The sequence below is a fragment of the Psychrobacter sp. HD31 genome (assembly GCF_051097895.1).
Taxonomy (GTDB): Bacteria; Pseudomonadota; Gammaproteobacteria; order Pseudomonadales; family Moraxellaceae; genus Psychrobacter.
On sequence record NZ_CP142525.1, the window covers coordinates 979,746 to 1,003,028 of the forward strand.

General features: G+C 39.8%; 21 protein-coding genes. 12 read left to right on the forward strand and 9 right to left on the reverse strand.

Annotation, left to right across the window (positions count from 1 at the left end; all coding sequences use genetic code 11):
- Positions 1 to 82: 82 nt before the first annotated feature.
- The 3 genes from VH441_RS04260 to VH441_RS04270 all read left to right on the forward strand — a co-directional run bounded on the left by VH441_RS04260 (position 83) and on the right by VH441_RS04270 (position 3,570).
- Positions 83 to 745, forward strand: coding sequence for a response regulator (locus VH441_RS04260; RefSeq protein ID WP_434354242.1), 663 nt, complete (start codon positions 83 to 85; stop codon positions 743 to 745).
- A 132-nt stretch (positions 746 to 877) separates the two neighbouring features.
- Positions 878 to 1,906: a hypothetical protein gene (locus VH441_RS04265; protein WP_434354243.1), complete on the forward strand. Its 1,029-nt coding sequence runs from the start codon at positions 878 to 880 to the stop codon at positions 1,904 to 1,906.
- A 95-nt stretch (positions 1,907 to 2,001) separates the two neighbouring features.
- The gene (locus tag VH441_RS04270) at positions 2,002 to 3,570 is read left to right on the forward strand and encodes an ATP-binding protein (RefSeq protein WP_434354244.1); all 1,569 of its coding nucleotides are present in this window, start codon (positions 2,002 to 2,004) and stop codon (positions 3,568 to 3,570) included.
- Positions 3,571 to 3,635: 65 nt separating this feature from the next.
- Here VH441_RS04270 and lolD read toward each other — a convergent pair whose 3' ends face one another.
- A complete protein-coding gene (gene lolD / locus VH441_RS04275) occupies positions 3,636 to 4,337 on the reverse strand; it encodes a lipoprotein-releasing ABC transporter ATP-binding protein LolD (RefSeq protein ID WP_434354245.1) in 702 nt (233 codons plus the stop codon).
- 38 nt (positions 4,338 to 4,375) lie between these two features.
- Entirely contained in the window at positions 4,376 to 5,611 is a 1,236-nt protein-coding gene (locus VH441_RS04280; protein ID WP_434354246.1) for a lipoprotein-releasing ABC transporter permease subunit, read from the reverse strand.
- A 468-nt stretch (positions 5,612 to 6,079) separates the two neighbouring features.
- Here VH441_RS04280 and VH441_RS04285 point away from each other — a divergent pair, with 468 nt between their 5' ends.
- Entirely contained in the window at positions 6,080 to 7,027 is a 948-nt protein-coding gene (locus VH441_RS04285; protein WP_434354247.1) for a hypothetical protein, read from the forward strand.
- Between the two features lie 46 nt (positions 7,028 to 7,073).
- Entirely contained in the window at positions 7,074 to 7,340 is a 267-nt protein-coding gene (locus VH441_RS04290; RefSeq protein ID WP_434354248.1) for a hypothetical protein, read from the forward strand.
- 95 nt (positions 7,341 to 7,435) lie between these two features.
- Here the strand turns inward: VH441_RS04290 and VH441_RS04295 are convergent, their stop codons facing one another.
- Entirely contained in the window at positions 7,436 to 7,828 is a 393-nt protein-coding gene (locus tag VH441_RS04295; protein ID WP_434354249.1) for an SCP-2 sterol transfer family protein, read from the reverse strand.
- 250 nt (positions 7,829 to 8,078) lie between these two features.
- Between VH441_RS04295 and VH441_RS04300 the strand changes: the two genes are divergently transcribed.
- Entirely contained in the window at positions 8,079 to 8,912 is an 834-nt protein-coding gene (locus VH441_RS04300) for a nitrilase-related carbon-nitrogen hydrolase (RefSeq protein WP_434354355.1), read from the forward strand.
- Between the two features lie 60 nt (positions 8,913 to 8,972).
- Here VH441_RS04300 and VH441_RS04305 read toward each other — a convergent pair whose 3' ends face one another.
- The 4 genes from VH441_RS04305 to lptM all read right to left on the reverse strand — a co-directional run bounded on the left by VH441_RS04305 (position 8,973) and on the right by lptM (position 12,707).
- Positions 8,973 to 9,953 carry a tyrosine recombinase XerC gene (locus tag VH441_RS04305; protein WP_434354250.1) on the reverse strand — a complete coding sequence of 327 codons (981 nt, stop codon included), beginning with the start codon at positions 9,951 to 9,953 and terminating at the stop codon, positions 8,973 to 8,975.
- A gap of 127 nt (positions 9,954 to 10,080) precedes the next feature.
- A complete protein-coding gene (gene dapF / locus VH441_RS04310; protein ID WP_434354251.1) occupies positions 10,081 to 10,977 on the reverse strand; it encodes a diaminopimelate epimerase in 897 nt (298 codons plus the stop codon).
- A 158-nt stretch (positions 10,978 to 11,135) separates the two neighbouring features.
- Positions 11,136 to 12,479: a diaminopimelate decarboxylase gene (gene lysA / locus VH441_RS04315; RefSeq protein ID WP_434354252.1), complete on the reverse strand. Its 1,344-nt coding sequence runs from the start codon at positions 12,477 to 12,479 to the stop codon at positions 11,136 to 11,138.
- A gap of 15 nt (positions 12,480 to 12,494) precedes the next feature.
- Complete coding sequence (lptM, locus tag VH441_RS04320) at positions 12,495 to 12,707, reverse strand: LPS translocon maturation chaperone LptM (RefSeq protein WP_434354253.1); 213 nt, start codon at positions 12,705 to 12,707, stop codon at positions 12,495 to 12,497.
- Between the two features lie 380 nt (positions 12,708 to 13,087).
- Between lptM and VH441_RS04325 the strand changes: the two genes are divergently transcribed.
- The 3 genes from VH441_RS04325 (at position 13,088) to rsfS (ending at position 17,057) form a co-directional block, all read left to right on the forward strand.
- Positions 13,088 to 14,293 (forward strand): acetate/propionate family kinase, encoded by a 1,206-nt coding sequence (locus VH441_RS04325; RefSeq protein ID WP_434354254.1) that lies wholly within the window; start codon positions 13,088 to 13,090, stop codon positions 14,291 to 14,293.
- 34 nt (positions 14,294 to 14,327) lie between these two features.
- Complete coding sequence (pta, locus tag VH441_RS04330) at positions 14,328 to 16,481, forward strand: phosphate acetyltransferase (protein ID WP_434354255.1); 2,154 nt, start codon at positions 14,328 to 14,330, stop codon at positions 16,479 to 16,481.
- Positions 16,482 to 16,679: 198 nt separating this feature from the next.
- Entirely contained in the window at positions 16,680 to 17,057 is a 378-nt protein-coding gene (gene rsfS, locus VH441_RS04335; RefSeq protein WP_434354256.1) for a ribosome silencing factor, read from the forward strand.
- 91 nt (positions 17,058 to 17,148) lie between these two features.
- Here rsfS and VH441_RS04340 read toward each other — a convergent pair whose 3' ends face one another.
- The gene (locus VH441_RS04340) at positions 17,149 to 17,895 is read right to left on the reverse strand and encodes an NUDIX hydrolase (protein ID WP_434354257.1); all 747 of its coding nucleotides are present in this window, start codon (positions 17,893 to 17,895) and stop codon (positions 17,149 to 17,151) included.
- Between the two features lie 101 nt (positions 17,896 to 17,996).
- On the opposite strand from VH441_RS04340, the gene VH441_RS04345 reads away from it, so the two are divergent.
- The 3 genes from VH441_RS04345 to VH441_RS04355 all read left to right on the forward strand — a co-directional run bounded on the left by VH441_RS04345 (position 17,997) and on the right by VH441_RS04355 (position 22,120).
- Positions 17,997 to 18,551, forward strand: coding sequence for an NUDIX hydrolase (locus VH441_RS04345; RefSeq protein WP_434354258.1), 555 nt, complete (start codon positions 17,997 to 17,999; stop codon positions 18,549 to 18,551).
- A 6-nt stretch (positions 18,552 to 18,557) separates the two neighbouring features.
- Positions 18,558 to 20,237, forward strand: coding sequence for a cryptochrome/photolyase family protein (locus VH441_RS04350; RefSeq protein ID WP_434354259.1), 1,680 nt, complete (start codon positions 18,558 to 18,560; stop codon positions 20,235 to 20,237).
- A gap of 137 nt (positions 20,238 to 20,374) precedes the next feature.
- Positions 20,375 to 22,120 (forward strand): proline--tRNA ligase, encoded by a 1,746-nt coding sequence (locus tag VH441_RS04355; protein ID WP_434354260.1) that lies wholly within the window; start codon positions 20,375 to 20,377, stop codon positions 22,118 to 22,120.
- A 198-nt stretch (positions 22,121 to 22,318) separates the two neighbouring features.
- Here the strand turns inward: VH441_RS04355 and VH441_RS04360 are convergent, their stop codons facing one another.
- Positions 22,319 to 23,251, reverse strand: coding sequence for an electron transfer flavoprotein subunit alpha/FixB family protein (locus tag VH441_RS04360; protein ID WP_434354261.1), 933 nt, complete (start codon positions 23,249 to 23,251; stop codon positions 22,319 to 22,321).
- Positions 23,252 to 23,283: the final 32 nt, after the last annotated feature.

A 23,283-nucleotide genomic window follows, 5' to 3' on the forward strand; every position in this document is an offset into this window, starting at 1 on the left:
AAGTATTAATCTTAGAGTGCCATATCATTATCACAAGCAAGCACAATATTTTATTTATGACATATCAAGCATAGGAAACTAAATGCGGATTTTACTGATAGAAGATGACAGAGACATTGGTGAAGGTTTAACGATGGCGTTAAAACGCCATGGCCATGCAGTCGATTGGTTTACTGATGGCAAACAGGGGCTAATTGCTGTTGATAGCGTTGATTTTGATCTCGCAATTTTAGATTTGGGCTTACCAACCGTTGATGGCATCGATATTTTAGCTAATTGGCGCAGTCGCCAAATTGATTTGCCTGTATTAATACTGACCGCCCGCAATGCCCTGCCCGACCGTGTAAAAGGGCTTAACATCGGCGCAGACGACTACCTTGGTAAACCCTTTGATACCGAAGAACTCATTGCTCGCCTAAGTGCTTTATTAAGAAGACAACACGGTCATGCAGATAATTCTCTTTGCTTTGGTAACCTTTCACTAAACTCGACCACCAAAACCGTCACCCTAAACGGTGAATTAGTGACTTTACGCTCTAAAGAATTTACATTATTAGAAATGTTTATGAGTCAGCCAACGCACATTATTAGCCGTGAGCAAATTGAAGACAAACTTTATAGTTGGGATAGTGATGTTGATAGCAATGCCATTCAAGTATATATCCATGCATTAAGAAAAAAGTTTGGCAAAGCATTTATTAAAACTCAACGTGGTTTAGGCTATCAATTAGGGGATAAACCTTAAGCACAACATACCACCCTTTTTAATTTAATTTTTAACTTATTTTAAAATTTAAGGTTCAGTTAATCTTCATTTTTCATAATAACCTTGTCAACTAAAGACAACGACAATTAAACAACCTAAAAAGGTGCTATTATGAAAAACTCAATTTCATCAAAATTTACTAAAACCATCACTCAAAAACCACTAACCATTGCCGTACTGGCAATTGCTAGCGCAGTTACTGGCAGTGTGGCTTTTGCACATGGTCATCAATCATCTGTTTTAAGCAAACAGGATACGCAAGAAGTCATCGAAGAGCTCGCTGATGAAATGGCAGCATCAGGTTATAAAGTAAGTTTTTCAACATTACCAACCCTCAGTTATGATGAATCTCAAGATATTGAGCTAGAAAATATCTTTAAAAAATTAGACGCAGGTCAGACTTTAAACAACAATGATAAACAGCTTTTAATCAAAGACATGCAAACAATGCTGGCAATGGATGGGATATTTATTGATAAACCAGAAAATTTAAGACTTGAACCCATGTCAACACAAGCATTAGAAAAGTTAGAGCAAAGCTATGAAGCTGAATATTATGCCAATCTTAAAAACTTAGCAAAACAAATGCGTGATGCGGGCAGTGTTGCAAAAGCCGAGCAGATTCTTACCAAATTCTATAATGAATTTGAAGACTTTGATGACATTGTTGCAAACGATATACAACTTGATACGTCAAAAGTTGAAGTATTAAATAAACAACAAACCAAAGAACTGTTTAACGATTTATCATACGAGCTTGCAGCTATGGGGTACAAACTGACTTACACCGATATGCCTACGATTACTATCAAACCGTTAACCTATAACCTAAATATGGACGCTTTTGAAATGGGTGACAGTACCCCATTAAACGCAAAACAAAAAAGCCAGCTAACGGATGATATGAAACAACTATTAGCAATAGGTGGCATTTCGGCTGACTTTAACCACAGCGCACCAGAGATAGAAGCCATGTCATTTAATGACATCGAAAGTAAAATGGCAGAAGATGAAGCCATGTTTAAGGCAGCACTTAATAAACTGACCAAAGATGTCTTAAACAGCGGTAGTGTCAATGAAGCCATCGATTTACTTGCTGAATTTGAAGAAAATGTTTTTGAAGAAAACGAAGATTTTTAAACGAATCTTAATGTTAGAATATATAAATCACTATCAGACTAATGGCTTGCAAAAGTCATTAGTTTTTGATGCGACATCATAACTGAAAATTTAAAATGAATACCATTCGTAAAACACATAACGCCAAGCCCGACAGCATTCGCAATCAGTTAATTAAAACGTTGCTAATAGGTTTGCCATTGCTGTTTTTAATCATTGCCATTGGGGTATCAATCCCTTTATATCAACAAATTATTGATGATGATGATGAAGCCATGCAACAGTTTTCTCAAATGGTACTTAATGACCGCATGGTAGAACAAAGCTTTCAGAACAGTTTAAATAAAGAGAGCTTGGAGCACATGCAACAGCTATCAAACCAAGTGTTTGATGAGCAGATAGACACCCCAGATCCATTTTTTATCGAAGACATCTTATTTGCTGAATCTTTTGAGTTGGCAATATGGGATAAGTCTGGCAACTTGATTGAAGATGATCAGCCTGATATTAATAAAACTGATGAGCTGAGTAAAAAAACACCTTCTATTTTAACAGGACTTGATATAAAAAACATCTCGCACGGCTTTCACAATATCGGCAACATTTTTTCTAAAAACTCATGGCGAGTATATATCACAACCAACCCAAAAACGGGCGAAACTATTGCTGTTGCACAGTCTTTAAAAGAACGCATAACAAATATTATTGGTTTTATCAGTGAGCAAATGTTGATGTTGCTTTTGAGTTTACCGATTTTGATTGCCATGGTTATATGGGCAGTACATAAAGGGTTACGACCACTAAACACTTTAACCAATGAGATACAAACCCGGCATACTAATGACCTTGCCCCTGTATCTGAGTATGTACCGAGCGAATTACAACCTCTAACAAAGGCACTCAATCAACTGTTCATTAAAGTTGCCGATGGCATAGATAAACAAAAACGCTTTACGGCAGAAGCGTCACATGAGCTAAAAACGCCCATCACAGCCATTAAAATACAAGCCAATGAATTACAACATCATCTACAACAAGGGTTAATTGCTGAGGCAGATACTCACCATAGCAACGAGTCTACATTAGAAGCGCTACAATCTGCTCAGCGCATTCAAAAAACTGCTGATCGTTCTTCACATTTGATAGAGCAGCTGCTTACATTAACCAAATTGGATGATGCCAGCGCATCAAATAGCCTAAATAAGATTAAAAAACAGCCCATTAACTGGTTATCCATCAGCGAGCAAGCCCTGCAAAGTGTTAGCCGTCTTGCACGAAACCACGGCGTAAAATTGCAACGTCATATACATACAAAAGATGAAAGTCATATCCTACCCATGGCAGAAGGTGGCAATCCAGTGCTGTTAGTTCTTATGTTTAGAAATTTACTTGAAAATGCCATTTGTTACGGCGCAAGTGACAAAACGGTTACAAAAAAACATATCGAGCTCACATTAGCAGCCCATTACATAAGTATTCGTGACTATGGAAACGGCATCAGCAAAGAGCATTTAACTCGCATTCGAGAACGGTTCTTCCGCCCAGCGGGGCAAACACATACTGGCAGTGGTTTAGGTCTGTCGATTGTGGATAGAGTTGCCGAACTTCATGGGCTAAATGTAGAGATTGAAAACTGTAACGATATGGGCGTCATGGTTAAAATAACCATTAATGAACGATTATAAAATCTTAAAAAGTTGCATAAAAATGTCTTTTTATGCAACCCTTTTAGTAGCTTATTGGCAAAAAACTATGCCTCCCACTGCCCACTTTTAAGCACTAATTGCCTGTCTGCCATTTTTGCCAAATTACGATCATGTGTCACCATCAATAGCCCCATACCAAAACTGGTCTGTAACTCTGATAAAAGCTCAAACACACTTTGCGCATTTTCATGATCTAAATTACCTGTTGGCTCATCTGCCAGTACTAATGCGGGTTTTGTTACCAAGGCACGGGCAATGGCAACACGTTGTCGTTCACCACCAGAAAGCTCTCCAGGTCTATGCTCTAAACGATGCCCTAACCCCACTTTTTTTAACAGTTCGACAGCTTGGTTTTTGGCATCATCAATTTTAACCGCTGGGCGCATTAACAATGGCATAGCCACATTTTCTATGGCAGAAAACTCTGCCAAAAGATGATGAAACTGATAGATAAAACCTAAATGCTTGTTACGCATTTCGCCTCTTTGTGTTTCATCCATTTTGTTTAAAAGCTCACCTTTTAGCCAAACTTCTCCTTTGGTTGGTGTATCCAATCCCCCCAATAAATGCAATAAGGTGCTTTTACCCGAACCACTGGTGCCAACTATCGCTACCCGTTCACCTTCATTAATACTCACATCTAAATCCTGCAAAACTTGGGTACTGATTTTGCCTTCGCTGTAAACTTTACTGATGTTTTTAGCACGTAGTATTTCTTTATTATTTTGGGTTTGCTGTTTTATCATTTTTAAATCCTTACTTGTTAATTAGTTATGCTTAACACTTATTCATATCGCAGCGTTTGCGCAGGCTGAATTTTAGCTGCCCTGCGAGCAGGATAAATAGTCATTAAAAAACTAAGTAAGAAAGAAGCCGATACGATAATCAGCACATCACTCACTTTTACATAAGATGGTAAATAATTAACAGGATATACATCAAATAAATGCAAATTAAACGCATCATTGATATAGCCAAGCACACTACTGATTGATAAGGCAAAGGTCACGCCAATAATTGTACCAAGTACCGTACCAATCACCCCAATAATCATACCTTGCACCACAAACACATTCATAATCAGTTTTGGTGTTGCGCCAAAAGTTTTTAAAATGGCAACGTCAGACTTTTTGTCAGTTACCATCATCACAAGGCTAGATACAATATTAAAAGCGGCAACAATAACAATTAAAAATAGCAGCAAGCCAATCATGGCTTTTTCCATCTGAATCGCACTAAACAAATTGCCATGTGTTTGTGTCCAGTCGGTTGGATAGAGCCTTTCTGGTGCAACTTGTGTGGCTGCTTTTGATACTTTTGGTGCTGCAAAAATGTTATCAACCTTCATGCGTATACCCTGTGCGCCATCAGGCAGCCTTAATAGTTTGGCAGCATCATGCATGGGTATGTATGCCATCAGGCTATTTACTTCTTTACTAATGTCATAAGTGCCCACCAAAGTAAAGCGTTTAAATCTTGGTATGATGCCCGCAGGTGAAGGAGAAGCCTCTGGCAAAACCAAAGTGATTTTATCACCCACATCAACCCCCATTAAATCCGCTAGGTCAACCCCCAATACAATCCCAAAATCCCCTGCTTGTAGTTTATCTAGGCTGCCTTCTACCATGTGCTCGCCAATGATAGATACTTTTTGTTCATATTCTGGGACAACACCAGAAACCATAATGCCTGACACCTGCCCATTAGAAGTCAGCATGCCTTGTAGCTGTATAAAAGGGGCAACTTCACTTACTTCGGGATCTTGTTTGATTTGGTTTGCCAATGGTTCCCAATCAGGGATAATTTGAGTTGAGGTAACCGTTGCCTGAGGTATCATGCCCAAAATCCGGCTTTTAATTTCTCTATCAAAACCATTCATCACTGATAAAACGGTTATTAACACCGCAACACCTAGCGTTAAACCAATGATAGAAATTAAAGAAATAAAGGAGATAAAACGATTACTTCGTTCAGCACGTGTATATCTTAAACCAATAAATAGAGCTAAAGGACGAAACATAAAAACTTCTCAATTGATGTCAACATAATGTCAACTTTAGTTATATTTGCCATCAAAACAATCAAAATTATTTAAAAACATGATACTTTTTACCACAAAAAAAGCTGTGGATATATTTGTGGATAACCATAAAATAGCTATATAGATTCACCTATACAGCAGATGACAACGAATGCCTATTTTGACATAAAAGCCAATTTATTTGCCATAAAAATCACAAAAATGCAAAAAAAGTGGCAAAATCAAGGCTAATTTGTAACTAAATATGTAAAAAACCCCACTAATGGGTTGCACACTTACTCAAATACTGTATCCTGTAAGGCATTGCAAGCAATTGTGGATAAATTTTCACTTTTTATTAATTGTGGCATAAAACAATGAGTGACTATTTTTTAGACAACTCTATTTTTGCCAATTTGTAACACTTACATTTTTAATGGTTGCATTAATAAAGGCAACATAGTTTTCATGACAATGACAAAAAACAATCAGGGGACTGCCCCCACAAAAATCAGACTCAGTGCTGAAAAATGTGCCGGACATGCTGATCACTGGCTTATTTTAACAGAGAATACAGCAGAGGATGTACCAAACTGGTTACAGCAGATGATTGAAAATGCAGTTATCCCAACGGGACTGCAAACAAAAAACAATCAGCAACCTGACTATTTGTTAATTGCAGAAAATGGTGATGCGCATATCAACCAAGTTTTGTCGCTTAAAGATGGCAAACCACAAGAATTGCTAACTGCATTTCCGGCTGTTAATAGCCCATATGGTACAAATTGTGTCATTGAGCGTGTGGTGATATGTGAAGAAACAGCAGATGCCGTATTAAGACTACGTAGTAAAGATGGCACAATTTTATATGCCTATGACCAGCTTTATACAGTAAATAACAACGCTTATGAGCAAAATGTCTCATACTTTGTTAACTTTAGTGCTTGGGCTTATAACATTACTTCTAGCAAACAAGATGAAGTAATTTTGGTAGATGACCAACAGGCAATCCGTTATCATCGTGCTTTTAATGATATTGTGGCTGCCAATAATGGAGAAGTTCCTACAGATATTCAGGAACAAATCCAAAACTGGGAGCCAGATACCGACGAACCGCTTGCACCTGTAGAAATTAATCTTGGTAATATGTGTGCCTATTTGTTTGGCGACACTCTAGGACAAGAAGACGAGGCATGGTGCCAAGGGCAAGTGCTGGGTAAACAAAACAGTAAGTTTTATGGAAAAGACATCATTTTGTTTGATGTGGTAATTTTGCGTGAACCAGATGCAGATCCACTGGTTGTGCGTATTGCTGCAATTAGTAATGAACAAAATCAAGCCATAAAAGTGCAAGATTATATACAAGCCAATATTTGGCTACAAGCCGCTATTTATGCGCAAACACAAAGTGATTAAATCGTTTCATTTACAGTCTAACCTATAAGGTTATTAAGATAAGACTATGAAGTACATTCATCTCGATACAGACGTAAAATTAAGTAAAGAGCTTACCAAAACGGTTAAGCTTTCTGACAAAGAGTTTTTAGTCGCATCTGATTCTGCTAATAAAACGGCAGAGGCAGATGAATTAATGACTAACAGCCAGCCATTTGTCAAACGTCCAGCAGCTCATGCCAATGCAATTGCCAGCTTACCTTGGCATGTTATTAAACCTGCTTTGTTCTTTTTATCTGGTTTAATACTAATGATTTTTTGGTTTCATGGTTAATTGGCTAATGTTTTTCAAACAACACATTAGCCAACCCCCTTTCCTACCTTTTTATTATTTTTAACGCTTTATTTATTCAAGTCTTTTAAAACGCTTTAACCAACCAAGTTAGTCTTTAATAAAATACCCGTCAGCAATTCTTTTTGTTCATCACTTACTCGTGCCATACGCAATGCCATCAGCTGCGACATATCGCCTAAAACTTTAATGTCTCCTTCAATAAAAGCTTGCATTGCCATACCTGTATCCATTTTTTTGATAATAGAAACTAGCAGTTGAAGTGGCAAAACAACCGTAGTCTCTGCTGACTCATCAATACCTTTATGGATCTCACCATGTTTAAAGCACAAGCCAGTATCACAATTTGCATCATTCACCTGTACATTTAAATGTATATTTTGCATGGCAGGTGTTAAATTTAAATCACCAAACTCATTTGTTTGTTTCGTTACCATGTCAAACCAAGCATCGGTTAAAAATTCTGCCATTGTTGTTACTCCAAAGTATTAAACATTTACATCAATTAAAATCATCAAAGTAGTTTATCATATAAATAATCAACAAAATCATAAAAAAGCCTATGGCGAATCTAAATAGCCTAATCAACCAAAGCATGGTATACCCCCTTGCTAAGGTTTTTCTTTATCGCTAAACTTGATAAAAGCGACAATAAAACCTTTAATCAATAACAGGAATAGCACAGTGACCAATTCAGCACCTATTATTTGCAGCGTGCAAATGAACTCACAACAAGATGTTGATGCAAACCTTGCTGTGGCAGCGAGGGCTATTGAGCAAGCCAAGCTTAACAATGCCAGCCTTGTGGTTTTACCAGAAAATTTTGCCAGCATGGGCAGGCAACGCCAAACAGCTGAACGTTTTGATGAGATATCCGATTATTTAGCTAACCTTGCTAATACTCAACAGCTGTACTTATTAGCTGGGACACTACCCTGCCCTTACCGCCCAAATCAAATAAAAGTAGCTGATGATAAACTACGACAAACCAGTTTGCTTTTTGCACCCGATGGCACACAAGTCGCCCGTTATGACAAAATACATTTGTTTAAAGCCATGGTAAATGATAACCACGGCAGTTATGATGAGGGACTAACTTTTGAGGGTGGGACCCAAACCGTTGTTGCCGCCATCAAGTTACAACAAAAAGTGTATCATTTAGGCATGATGGTTTGTTTTGATTTACGATTCCCTGCCCTTGCCCAAAACTATCGTCAAGCTGGAGCAAATATTTTAACAGTACCAGCCGCATTTACTTACCAAACTGGCAAAGTACATTGGCAAATGTTGCTGCAAGCGAGGGCATTGGATAGCCAATGTCTGGTAGTTGGTGCAACTCAGGGTGGTAAACACGCTTATGCTGATGGATCAACAAGAGAAACTTGGGGGCATAGTACAATTGTAAATGCCAATGGGCAAGTGTTAAGCACGCACAATAGCTGTGATGTTGAGCCAGATAAAGGCTATGAGTTGGTTTTTGCGCCTTTTGATAGTGTTTACCAAGGTGAAGTGCGAGAAAAACTACCCATTTTTAATTGCCATCGGTTAGCTTAGCCTAAGTTTTGATAAAATCCACTTCTTCTATTTATCCTTAAACAACCAAATAAAAAAGCGTTAATACCGCTTATCTTTGGTCTGTTTTGCAGCCATTCTAGACCTAGGGTGGCTATTATCATAAATCTGCGTTAATCGCTCAAAATCAACCTGTGTATAAATTTGCGTTGTGCTAATATCACTATGCCCTAACATCTCCTGTACTGCTCGCAAATCACCACTACCAGATAACATATGCGAAGCAAAACAATGCCTAAGCAAATGTGGATGCAAATTTTGAGCAATGCCAGCACGCTTAGCACACACTTTTAGCCTTTGCTGTACGGCACGCGTCGAAAGCCTTGTGCCAAGCTTTTCGCTAATAAATAATGCCATATCCGCTTGCTCTACCCACAAGTAACGATGGGGCAAATACATCTCAATTGCCTGTATCGACTTTTGTGTCATTGGTACAATACGGGTTTTATTACCCTTACCCACCACACGCACCTGCTTTTGGCTAACATCAATGTCCGTCACATCTATCGCCACCAACTCGCTTACTCGTAAACCGCTGCCATATAGCAACTCAAACATTGCCTTATCACGTATCCACAACCTTGCTTGTTCTGGGTCTTCTGGCAGCGGTTGCTCTAATAACTGGGTTAACACATCAATATCAGCAATATTTGGTAAAGCCCTTGCGGGTTGTTTCAGCTGATAACCCGTTGTTGGATTAATCTTTGCTTGCCCTTGTTCAATCAAATACGCATAAAACTGACGAATGGCAGATAGCTCCTGCTGAACACTGGCAATAGAGAGCGCATCAACTTCTAACCGATTACTAATATGACGAGACAACAAACGTTTATCGCATTGTGCCCAATTAAGCGTTTTTGTTAGACTTTGACGCTCTAAAAACTGAGCTAAATGGGTGACAGCAAGCTTATATGCTTGCAATGTATGAGATGAAAAATTTTGCACCATCAACGCACCTTGCCACTGATTAATTGGCAAAGCAAGATTTGCAGATAAAGTAGCTGGCTGTGTTTGTTCACTCATAAAAGGGTGTCGCTTAATTGCTAGGTTTATTTAAAAAAAGCCGTGAACACCGGCTCACGACCACTTTTTAAAACATAATAATTTTTTTATTAACATTATTAATATTGGGAGGAAAACTAATGGCAAATTACGCCTGCGGTTGAGGTTGCGCTGGTTTAATACCTGCCTGTGCCATTAAACCATCTGGGCTAAATACCCCTTCAAACACAAACGATGCTGGTCCTGTCATCATAACGCTATAGCCATCTTGCCATTTAATCAATAAGCTACCACCATACAATTGTGCGCGTACTTCTTCGCCTTCATCTAACCAGCCTTCACGCACGCCAACGGCAACGGCAGCACATGCCCCTGTACCACAAGCTTGCGTTTCACCTACCCCACGCTCATAAACTCTTAAACGGATATGACGTTGGTTCATGACTTGCACAAAACCTACATTCACATTTTCAGGGAAGGCTTCGTGCGATTCAATCGCTTTACCCAACTCTTCTACATCGGCTTCTAAAATGTCATCTACTTTAATTACCGCATGTGGGTTACCCATATTTGCAACATAAAGACGTACTGGTTTACCATTGACATCTAAATTATAAGCATTTTGGATTTTAGTAATCGCCTTAGGTGCAAACGGTATTTCTTCTGGTTCAAATTTTGGTTTGCCCATATCTGCCTGCACCCATCCATACTGGTCTGTGCTTAAGCTAATCACTCCACCAGCTGTTTCTACATTTAGGCGTTGTTTAAAAGTCAGTTTACGTGCCTGTACAAACCTGGCAAAGCATCTTGCACCATTTCCACATTGCTCCACTTCGCCACCATTGGCATTATAAATACGGTATCTAAAATCTACATCCGGTCTGCTTGGTGGCTCTACCACTAACAATTGGTCAAACCCTACACCCAAATTACGATCGGCTAGCAATTTTATTAATTCTGGTGTTAAATCTAATCGCTGAGTAACCAGGTCAATCACCATAAAGTCATTGCCCAGTCCGTGCATTTTAGTAAATTCTATTAACATGGTTGTCCCTTATAATCTTTGTTTATAGTGCTATCTTATCATGCTATTGTGCTTAATGATAACCTGATGTCAAATAGTTTGAGGCAGTTGATAAAAAACCTCATTTAACTATTGCCAAATGAGGTTTTATTTAAATTCGGACGATTAAATTTGCAGACTTACCAGACAACTTCGTTCGCAAAAAGCTGTTCAATACATTCACGCTTACGCACAACTTTATGTTCACTACCTTGAATCATAACCTCAGCAGCGCGTGTGCGGGTATTATAGTTGCTACTCATAGTAAAGCCATAGGCACCGGCACCCGTCATTGCCAGTACATCACCTTTTTGCAAGTTAAGTAGGCGGTTTTTAGCTAAAAAGTCACCCGTCTCACACACAGCACCAACGATATCCCAACTTTTGTTTGCTACAGCGTTCTCTTCACTTAGCGTAGCTGGGTTTAATTTGGTTGGAATCATTGCCATTTCTGCCTGATACAGTGCTGGGCGGATTAAATCGTTCATAGCCGCATCTACAATAGCAAAGTTTTTATGCTCACTCGGTTTTAGTACATCCACTTTGGTTAACAAAACACCAGCATTTGCAACAATACTACGCCCAGGCTCTAGCATCAGCTGTAAACCCAACTGTTTAACTTTTGGCACAATCAGCGCAATAAGCTCGGCAATCGAGTCTACTTGCTCATCAATGTATTGCACACCCAAACCACCACCAAGGTCTATGTGTTTAAGTGTGATACCGTTTTGAGTTAACTCATCAATTAACTCAATCAGTTTGTCTAAAGCGGCAACAAATGGCTCAGTTTGGGTCAGTTGTGAACCAATATGGCAGTCTATACCAACAATGTTAAGATGGCTAAGCTGCTGAGCCGTCTTATAGGTGTCGACCGCTTGTTCATGCGTAATACCAAACTTATTGTCTTTAAGCCCAGTCGAGATATAAGGGTGTGTTTTTGCATCCACATTAGGATTAACACGTAAAGAGATATTTGCCAGTTTATCAAGCTTTTTGGCAACGTCATTAATGGTACTCAGCTCGGCAACCGATTCAACATTAAAGCAACCAACGCCTTTTTCTAAAGCATATTCAATATCCTGATTGGTTTTGCCTACCCCAGAATAAACCACTTTTTTAGCATCGCCTCCAGCTGCCAAAACTCTTGCTAACTCTCCAATTGAAACAATATCAAACCCAGCACCCTCTTTAGCTAAGGTGCTCAGCACGGCAAGGTTTGAGTTGGCTTTTACCGCATAACAAACTTGATGGTCAACCTCTGCCAACGCTTTGGTATATTGGCGATAGGCATCTACCATTGCAGAACGAGAATATACATAGCAAGGCGTACCATATTGTGTTGCAATATCTTTTACAGCCACTTGCTCGATATACAACTCACCATTGTGATAGTCAATTTGTGGTAAACAGTTGGTTAAAGCTTTTGGGTTGATGTGCATTGCGACATCGCCATCATTTTGTATTAACGTTTTGATTTGGGTCATAAAAATCTCTGACAATTAAAAATCATTTGGGTTGTTTTGCATATCTTCAATGCGTTTTTTAATTTCTGGCACTAAAAAGTCATCTTTTTCATGCCCAGCTTGGCTACCGTTAGTGGTTTTGTCAATGGTCTGATTGGTATTAGGTAAATACAAGTCGCCTTTTTGCCCACAGGCACTTAACATGAACACACACGCCACCGAACAAACCAACACTTTAATATTCATCATTTTATATCCAGCCTAAGCCAATTTATTAACATTTAAAGCATATCTTAAAACACATGAAAGTTTTAAATCTATATCTTTATATAAATTTAAGTTAAATAGGTTTGCCATTGTAACCCAAACCCAAAAAATTGGCATCAATAAATATTAGCTAGCAAACTTTTAGCAATTGATACGACCCCATTAAGCCAGAAAGATATCAAAAAAATACGTTAGCATTTTTACAACTGTTACAAAGTGTTTTTTTATTAAAAAAACCACTAAAACATGATAAAATAGCAGCTATAATTATTTACAGATGGAAAGGGTTTGTGCGCAATACGTACAGACCCTTTTTGTTTTTTTCATGCAAAAAATAATAGCCTTTTTAAAAGGGAGCAAATATGCCTTTAACCAACCCAACTTTAGTTTTAAACTGTGGATCTTCATCACTTAAATATGCATTAATTAGTGAAGATAACAGCACTCGTATTGAAGGCCTAGCAGAAGGACTAGGTTTAGAAACTGCAAAAATTAAACACAAAAATGAAGCAGGCGAAAAACAAACGATTGATTTACCAAATGCCGACCACAAACAAGCGTTGACTAAAGTATTAAGTCTACTTGAAGAACATAAGCCTGTTGCTGTTGGTCACCGTACTGTCCATGGCGGTAGCGAGTTTTCTAAAGCACAGCAAGTTACGCCAGAAGTGTTAGCAGCCATTAAAGAACTATCAGCACTAGCACCACTACACAACCCTGCCAATGTATTGGGTATTGAGGCCGTAGCGGAAGTATATCCAGACCTACCCCAAGTGGTGGTGTTTGATACCGCATTTCATCAAACCATGCCAGAAGTTGCCTTCCGCTATGCAATCCCTAAAAACTTGTATGAAGAAGATAAAATACGCCGTTATGGCTTTCATGGCACATCACATGCTTATGTATCTGACCGTGCAAGCAAGTTAAGCACAGCACAAGGTAATACCAGCACCAAAGGTTGGATTACTGCCCACTTAGGCAATGGTTGCTCTGCAACTAGCGTTTATGATGGCAAAAGCATGGACTCAAGCATGGGGTTAACACCACTTGAAGGCTTAATGATGGGAACACGCAGCGGCGATGTTGACCCAAGCTTACATGCCCACCTAAACCGTACCAAAGGTTGGAGCATAGAAGAGATTGACACCATGCTTAACAAAAAAAGTGGCTTTTTAGGGGTGTCAGGTGTTTCGAGTGACATGCGTGCCATTGAAGAAGCTGCCGCAGATGACAACCACCCATCACAAGCAGATGCAAAACTGGCACTGGACATGTTTTGTTACCGAATTGCTAAATACATTGCCAGCCTAAGCTGTGCCTTACCAGAATTTACTGGCATTGTATTTACTGGCGGTATTGGCGAAAATGGTGCAGAAGCACGTGAACAAATCATCAACCAATTGCGCCACTTTGGCATTAGCATGAACGCTGAAGCAAATGCCAAACTTATCCGTGGTGAAGAAGGCAGCTTCCACAATGCTGAGAGCAAGCTTGAGCTATGGGTTGTGCCAACCGATGAAGAGTATCGCATTGCTCAAGAAACCACCGAAGTTTTGGCTAAAAAATAAATCTAACAACAAATAAAATCAATAGGAAAATAAAATGCGTACTATTTTACTCGTTCCAACCGAAAAAGGCATCGGGCTAACCTCTGCGAGCCTCGGCTTAATAAAAGCGTTAGATTATGCAGGATTAAAAGCTGGTTTTATTAAACCATTTTTGCAATCTGACCGCTCGATAACCGACAACAAAAAAGCGGCACACAGCCGCACTGGTATTTTAGCAAAACAAGTATTTAATATCGTTTCACCAAAATCAATTAGCCGCCAGCGTGTTGAACGCATGATTGGCGATGATAACCTAGATGACTTGATGGAAGAGGTGGTTGCAAATCACCAAACTCTAACCGATATGCACGACGTTATTGTTTGTGAAGGGCTGGTTGCAACAGCAGAAACCCCATACGCAACTCAAGTAAACCAAGCACTTGCCTATGCACTAGATGCTCAAATTATTCTTGTTAGTACGGCAGATTTAGAAGATCCAGAAGCTTTGGCAGACAAACTGGATGTAACCACAAACGAGTTTGGTGGCGTATCAGATGAACGGACATTAGGCACAATTTTAATGCGTGTACAAAATGTAGAAAACACATTTGCTAATCAGCCCGTTGCCCCTGGCAAAGCCAATTTAACGCTAACCGATGACTTTATTAACTCTGTTAAAAAGTCATCACCGGCATTTGAAACAGATAAGTTTCATTTAATTGGCGTGGTACCTCACAGTGATACCCTATCTATCCCTCGTACTTGGGATATTGGTCAGGCACTTGGCGCAACTTGGATTAACGAAGGCGATGCTAAAAACCGCCGTGTTAAAAACACCTTGTTAACCGCTCAAACCGTCTCTAACATTAGCCACGTATTTAGCCCTGGTTCTTTATTAGTAACGCCTGGCGACAGAGATGATATCTTAATTGCAACGGCATTGGCATCGATGAATGGTGTGCCAATGGCTGGCATCATTTTAACTGGGGGTATTACCCCAAGCGACACAGTATTTGAGCTTTGCCGACCTGCCAAAAAAACGGGAATGCCCGTCATGCAGGTAGAAACCGATAGCTACCAAACGGTTCAAAACCTTAGCGATATCAACAAAGAAGTTCCAAGTGATGACACTGCTCGTGCAGAAGAAGTCTCTCGTTTTGTTGCAGCACATCTAGACTTAGATTGGATTAAAGAACACTTTAGCAAAGGGCACAGCCCTCGCCTATCGCCTTCTGCTTTCCGTCATCAAGTGGTGAAAAAGGCACAAGCTAAAAAAATGCGTATCGTATTGCCAGAAGGCGATGAACCACGCACTATTGAAGCAGCAAGCATTTGCCAAAGCCGAGGAATTGCTGACTGCATCTTACTTGCAAAACGTGACGATGTGGAAGAAGTGGCAAAACAACGTGGTATCAAACTGCCAGACGATATTCAAATTATCGATCCAACGAGCATCGCTGCCGACTACATTGATGGCATGGTAGCACGACGTAAAGGCAAACTGGATGCTAACGGTGCCGCAGCACAGTTAAAAGACAGTGTGGTTGTTGGTACAATGATGTTGTATCAAGGTGAAGTTGACGGCTTGGTTTCTGGTGCGGTGCATACAACTGCAAACACGGTTCGTCCTGCATTTCAGTTGATTAAAACCTCACCAGATTATTCATTGGTTTCGTCTATCTTCTTTATGCTATTGCCAGAGCAAGTTGTCGTTTATGGTGACTGTGCTATTAACCCAGACCCAAATGCAGAAGAACTTGCCGAAATTGCCATCCAATCAGCAGCATCAGCAAAAGCTTTTGGTATTGAACCAAAAGTTGCTATGATTAGTTACTCTACTGGTACCTCAGGCAGTGGTGCAGATGTGGATAAAGTTGCCAAAGCGACTGAAATTGTCAAACAACGCGCGCCTAACTTATTGGTAGATGGTCCACTACAGTATGATGCCGCATCAGTTAAGAGCGTTGGCGCCAAAAAAGCACCTAACTCACCTGTTGCAGGGCAAGCAAACGTGTTTATCTTCCCTGACTTAAACACTGGTAACACAACTTATAAAGCAGTTCAACGTAGTGCCAATGTTGTGAGTGTAGGACCAATGCTGCAAGGCTTAAACAAACCTGTGAATGATTTGTCACGTGGTGCTTTGGTAGATGACATTGTTTATACCATTGCGCTAACGGCGATTCAGGCAAACAGTGATGAGCTTTAATTTTTTATAAAAGCTTAACGCCATCATCTTATTTGCATGGCAACCATTTGATAAGCTCAAGGTAAACAAAAAATAAACTTTGTTTGCCCTGGGCTGTCAACCTGACACTTTTATCTCTCATCAAACATGCCTATTTAGCAGATAAGCCTTTATATGCTAAAATGAGCAACACATAAAAAATATCGAGAACTCACACTTATGACCAACCCAACTGACCGTATTCAGGCTTGCCTAAACCTTGTGCAAGAGTCTTTAGAAGATGTAAAAGCAAAAAACATTACCGTAATAGATGTTGCAAAACTAACAGAAGTTACCGAATACATGGTGATTGCAGATGCCACTTCTATCCGCCATGTAAAGGCACTGAGTGACCATGTGGCTGTTGAAGCAAAAAAAGCAGGTTTCAGCCCATTAAACCGTAAAGGTGAAAAAGGTAACGACTGGCTTTTGGTTGATTTAGGGTCGGTTGTGGTCCATGTTATGACCCCTGCCGCACGTGAGTTTTATGATTTAGAGGGTTTATGGTCATCACCTGATGAACTGGCTAAACTAACCCAACCAGTACGTGAAAGATAAGCTAAAAGACAAACCGTTTGGTGTTAAAAAATTTACGCTAATTAAAAAAGACTGGCTTATTACAAACCAGTCTTTTTTATTACCAATGCCACTAATCCACCAGCTTATAATACCAATCAAGCTGCCTGTCAAAACCAATGTCTAACATGCTAGCAATAATCCGCCCAGTTAATCCCCAAACGGTTTCTCCCGCTACTTGCCAGCTTGGTGTTAAAAAAGTGGTTGGTTTACCATTAAATATCGTTTCAACCCTATATTCTTGCGTATGAGCATCAATCAGCCAATTTAAATCCGCCCAAAATATTTTGGCGATCTCTCCCACTTCTGGCACTAATTTTTGGTTTGGCTCAACAATAGCCACAATGGGTTTAACCGATAGCCCTGCTTTGGAGCGTCTGCTTGGCAATTGCCCGACAATATATGCCTTATTTGGGTCAAGCAAGGTTTCTTCATAACTTTCTCGCAGTGCCGTAATCACATTATTACCATCTTCGTCTTCATACTTACCACCAGCCAAGGCAACCTCGCCTGCATGTGCTTTAATGTGGCTAGCTCGCCTTGTTAACATTAATTTGGGGTGTGGCTCATTTGTAATGGCAAGCAAAACCGAAGCATTATGGATTTGCTCATGATTCAATTGATGACATAACGCCTGCTCTGAGTCTATGCCCACTTGCAATCGGCTCATCAGCTGTTTTAACAAAACACTTTTAATAACTGGCTTTGATGGCTTTGGTAAATTTGCGCTTTCGTCTATTGCCCCTGCCATCAACGTCTTATACTGATTTTTTGGCAAGGTTTGATAAAAGTCCTTCTCGTGCTGATTGTTGTTAATCATGGTTTAAACCTTTTAGTTATTATTCAATCACTATAAAAAAAACCACCCTATTATTCAATAACTATTCAGGTATAATGAGTCATGAACTTGAGGAAAGACAAATGACGTTTTGCTTAAAGTGTGGCAATAAAGCGGCACTAAAAATACCCGAAGGTGATAACCGAAAACGGATTGTTTGCGACCACTGTGGCTACATCCATTACCAAAACCCCAACATTATTTGTGGTGCGGTTGTTGTGCATGAAGATAAAGTTTTGCTTTGTAAAAGAGCAATCGAACCACAATACGGATTATGGACCATTCCTGCCGGTTTTATGGAAATTGGAGAAACCGTTGAGCAAGGTGCAAAAAGAGAAACCTTAGAAGAAGCCGAAGCCACCGCCACCAACTTAAAACTGTACTGTATTTATGACATCCCCATCATTGGGCAAGTCTATATGTTATATCTGGCAAATTTACAAGATGGCAATTTTGGTGCAGGTTCTGAAAGCTTAGAATGCCAACTTTTTACAGAAGATGAAATACCTTGGGATGAGATGGCTTTTGACTCTAGCATCCGTTCCTTACGTCACTACTTTGCCGATCGTCAAACTTACTCAAACTTTGTTGATTTTCCGTTACATCACGAGACAATCAGTACAGATTTTATAAAATAGAGCGCCATGCAAGCTGCCACCAAATACTCATACTCTAGCCCTAACGCAACAATGCCAACAACCGCTGTTACCCAGCCACACTACCTAATGTGGTTTAGGCGTGATTTGCGTATTCATGACAACACTGCATTAAGTGAGCTATGCCAACTGGCCAGCCAACATGATGCCAAAGTATCTGCCATTTTTTTTATTACCCCAAACCAATGGCTTGAGCATAACATGGCATTAACGCAAGTGGATTTAATCTTGCGGACATTAACAGAGCTAACACGATTATTGTACTTACAATTTGAGATTCAACTAACCGTTTTAGTAGAACAAAACTTTGATGACTGTACTAAAAAGTTAGTAGATTATTGTCAACAACAAGGTATACAACAGGTTTTTGCTAATCAAGAATATGAGCTAAACGAGATACAACGTGACCAAAATATTGGCAACCACCTTACTGCATTAAATATTGATTTTAAGCTGTTTCATGACCAATGTATTTTGCCACCTAACGCCGTGCTCACTCAAGATGGGCAAATGTATAAAGTATTTACGCCATTTTATAAACGTTGGTTACAACAATTAGAGCTAAACAAACCTAGCCTTGCGCATATTGAGCCAACTGTACAGTTATCTAACAAGCAACAAGCCACGCAGCAAACTTTAAACAAGCTTTTAAATAAACTGGAAGATACTACCCAGCCAACTTTAAAATCATACCAACAAAGCTGGCTCAATAAAATTTTAGGTTCAAATTTAGATTTACAAAAACAATTTAATAGCAGCCACAACATAGATAGCCAACAACTGCTCGCCAATTGTAAAAGTGAGTTCCCTGCAGGAGAAGTAAACGCCTGCCATCGCCTTGATCAATTTATTAACCAAGATATCTTAAGTTATGACATTGCCAGAGACGCCCCTGCGGCTAATCAAACCAGTGGGCTATCACCCTACTTAGCCATTGGAGCAGTTAGCCCAAGGCTTTGCTACTTGCAGGCATATAAAGCCTTAAATAGTGCCAGCAATACTATTAACATTGGCAACAAGGGTAGCGACAGTGACAAATCCAACCACAGTACCGATATTTTACGTTGGATAAGTGAGTTAGCTTGGCGAGACTTTTATCGACATCAATTGGTTGCCAAACCAAACCTCATTAAACATCAAGCCTTTTACCCACGCATAGATGCTAAAGTTGCTTGGTCATACAACACCTCAGAATTTAACCATTGGTGTTTTGGGCAAACTGGTTTTCCTATTGTTGATGCGGCTATGCGTTGTTTAACCGCAACTGGTTTTATGCACAACCGCCTACGGATGATTGTTGCCATGTTTTTAACCAAAGATTTGCTAATAGACTGGCGCTTAGGTGAAAAGTATTTTATGCAAATGCTCATAGATGGTGATTTTGCATCTAACAATGGTGGCTGGCAATGGAGCGCCTCAACAGGCACCGATGCGGCACCCTATTTTAGGATTATGAACCCATTTAGCCAAAGCAAAACACATGATAAAGATGCCATTTTTATCAAAACATGGTTGCCTGAACTTGCCAACGTGCCTGCCAACATATTGCATGATGAAGCAAAATTACGTAAATATTTAACCGAAAACCCAAACCCTGACTACCCAATGCCCATTGTTGAGCATAAGCAAGCAAGATTAAGAGCAATTGAGCAGTTTAAACAAAGCTAAAATCGTATTAACGCATGCAAAAGTATGAAATAAGCCACAATACACCGCTAACCTATTGCTTATTTAGTTCAGTTTAAATACCATAGTCAGATTAACTTTAAAACCATCATTTTAACGCTTTAACAAGGTAACACTCGATGAAAGCCAGTAATTTTTTATTCTCAACATTAAAAGAAAACCCAAGTGATGCCGATGTCATATCTGCCCAACTTATGCTCCGTGCTGGTTTAATCCGCAAACTTGCCTCTGGTTTATATGTTTGGATGCCAATGGGATTGCGTGTTTTACAAAAGGTAGAGCGCATTGTAAGAGAAGAAATGCAAGCCATTAATTGCCAAGAGTTATTAATGCCAATGACACAACCTGCCGAGCTTTGGCAGGAGTCTGGACGTTTTGAAGATTATGGCGCCGAACTTTTACGCTTTAAAGACCGCCATAAGCGTGATTTTGTGCTTGGTCCTACGCATGAAGAGGTTATCACCGATATTGCACGTAATGAGCTGCGTAGCTATAAACAATTGCCTATTTCTTTCTTTCAAATTCAAAGTAAATTTAGAGACGAAATCCGCCCACGTTTTGGCATCATGCGTGCCCGTGAATTCACCATGAAAGATGCCTACTCGTTTCATATTGATCAAGAATCTTTAGCCCAAACTTATGACGATATGTACCGCGCTTATTGCAACATATTTGACCGTTTGGGGCTAGAATATCGCCCTGTACAGGCAGATACTGGTTCAATTGGTGGCTCAGAATCGCATGAGTTTCAGGTATTGGCAAACAGTGGTGAAGACGATATTGTATTTTCTGACAGCTCAGACTTTGCAGCAAATATTGAACTGGCTGAAGCCATCTGTCATGACGTACGCCCTGCGCCAACTCAAACTCCAACCGATGTCGATACCATTAATATGCCAACGTGCGAACAAGTGGCAGAACATTTAGGCATACCATTAGCACAAACCGTTAAAACCCTTATTGTACAAGGCGTACCAGAGCTAAATGAAGAAGGCGAAGTGGTTAATCAACCCCTTGTTGCCGTAATTTTGCGTGGCGATCATAGCTTAAATGAAGTGAAGGCAGAAAAAATTGCAGCAGTTGCAACCCCACTACAAATGGCAACAGAAGAACAAATGAAAGCCGCTGGTTTGGTTAAAGGCTATATTGGCGTTAACCCACTTGATGTGAATCAGCTACCTGTATATGTTGACCGTGCTGCCGCCGCCTTAGCGGACTTTGTTTGCGGTGCAAACGTGGTAGATAAACACACCACGGGTATGAACTGGGAGCGTGATGCGCAAATTACTGACGTTGTAGACATTCGTAACGTGGTTGAAGGTGATCCATCACCAGATGGTAAAGGCACCCTAAGCATTAAACGCGGTATTGAAGTTGGACATATTTTCCAACTCGGTGATAAATACTCTAAAGCATTAAATGCAACGGTGCAAGATCCAAATGGTAAACCAGCAACCATGATGATGGGCTGTTATGGCATTGGTGTTAGCCGTATCATTGCTGCATGTATTGAGCAAAACCATGATGACAACGGTATTATTTGGCCAAAAACACCCCAGTTGCAAGACTCAATTGCACCGTTTGATGTTGCCATTGTACCTATGAAGTCTAAAGAAGAGACGGTTATTAATACCGCTACTGCTTTATATAAAGAATTAAAAGCCAAAGGTATTAACGTTATTTTAGATGATCGTAATGAACGCCCAGGTGTTAAATTTGCTGATTTAGAACTAATTGGTATCCCACACCGTATTGTTGTATCTGACCGCAATTTGGCAGAAAACAAATATGAATACGTTTTCCGTCAAGATGGTGAAAAACAATTGCTAAATAAAGATGAGCTACTAAATAAAGTGTGCGGATAAAATCACACTCTTATTAAATAAAGACCATCTAGCAAAATGTTAGGTGGTTTTTTTTATAATTATCAATTGATAACTCATTTTATATTGTCAGGATTGCATCCTGCCGTTTATCTCCTACTTTTTATGCTCTTATAACAAGCCACAAAAAAACCCTAACCAATCGGTTAGGGCTTCATGCATCATGTAATTATAAGTTAATTACAACTTGCTAGTCATCTCAGGTACTGCTTCAAATAAGTCAGCTTCTAAGAAGTAATCAGCAACACTTGCAATTGGTGCTTCTGGATCAGTGTTGATAGCAACAATCACCTTAGAATCACCCATACCTGCTAAATGCTGGATGGCACCAGAAATACCACATGCAATGTACAATGATGGTGCAACCACTTTACCAGTTTGACCAACCTGTAAGTCGTTTGGTACAAAACCAGCGTCAACTGCGGCACGTGATGCGCCAACTGCAGCACCTAATTTGTCTGCTAATGGTTCAATCACTTTTTCAAAGTTTTCGCCACTTGCCAATGCACGGCCACCAGAAACAATGATTTCTGCCGAAGTTAGTTCTGGACGGTCAGACTTAGCCAATTCTTCACCAACAAATGATGATTTACCTAAATCAGCTGCTGTCGCTACCGCTTCTACCGCTGCGCTACCGCCTTCTGCAGCAGCTGCATCAAACGCAGTACCACGGACAGTAACTAAAATTTTATCTTCGCTAGATTTAACTGTAGCTGTTGCATTACCTGCATAAATTGGGCGGTCAAAAGTGTTTGCGTCAACCACAGCCGTAATGTCTGAAATCATGCTAACATTTGATAATGCGGCAACACGTGGCAAAAAGTTTTTACCAGTGGTTGTTGCTGGTGCAACTACGTGGCTATAGTCAGCCGCTAGTTCATTTACTAGCAAAGAAATGTTTTCTGCTAATTGGTTTGCATACGCTGCATTGTCTGCTAATAACACTTTGCTAACACCTACGACTTTAGCAGCTTCATCTGCTACTGCTGCACAGCCAGAGCCAGCAACTAATACGTGAACGTCACCACCAATTTGAGTGGCTGCTGTAATGGTGTTTAAAGTTGCCTTTTTAAGACTGGCATTGTCATGTTCTGCATATACTAAAATTGCCATTGTTCTTATTCCTTAAAATATGGTTAGTAAAC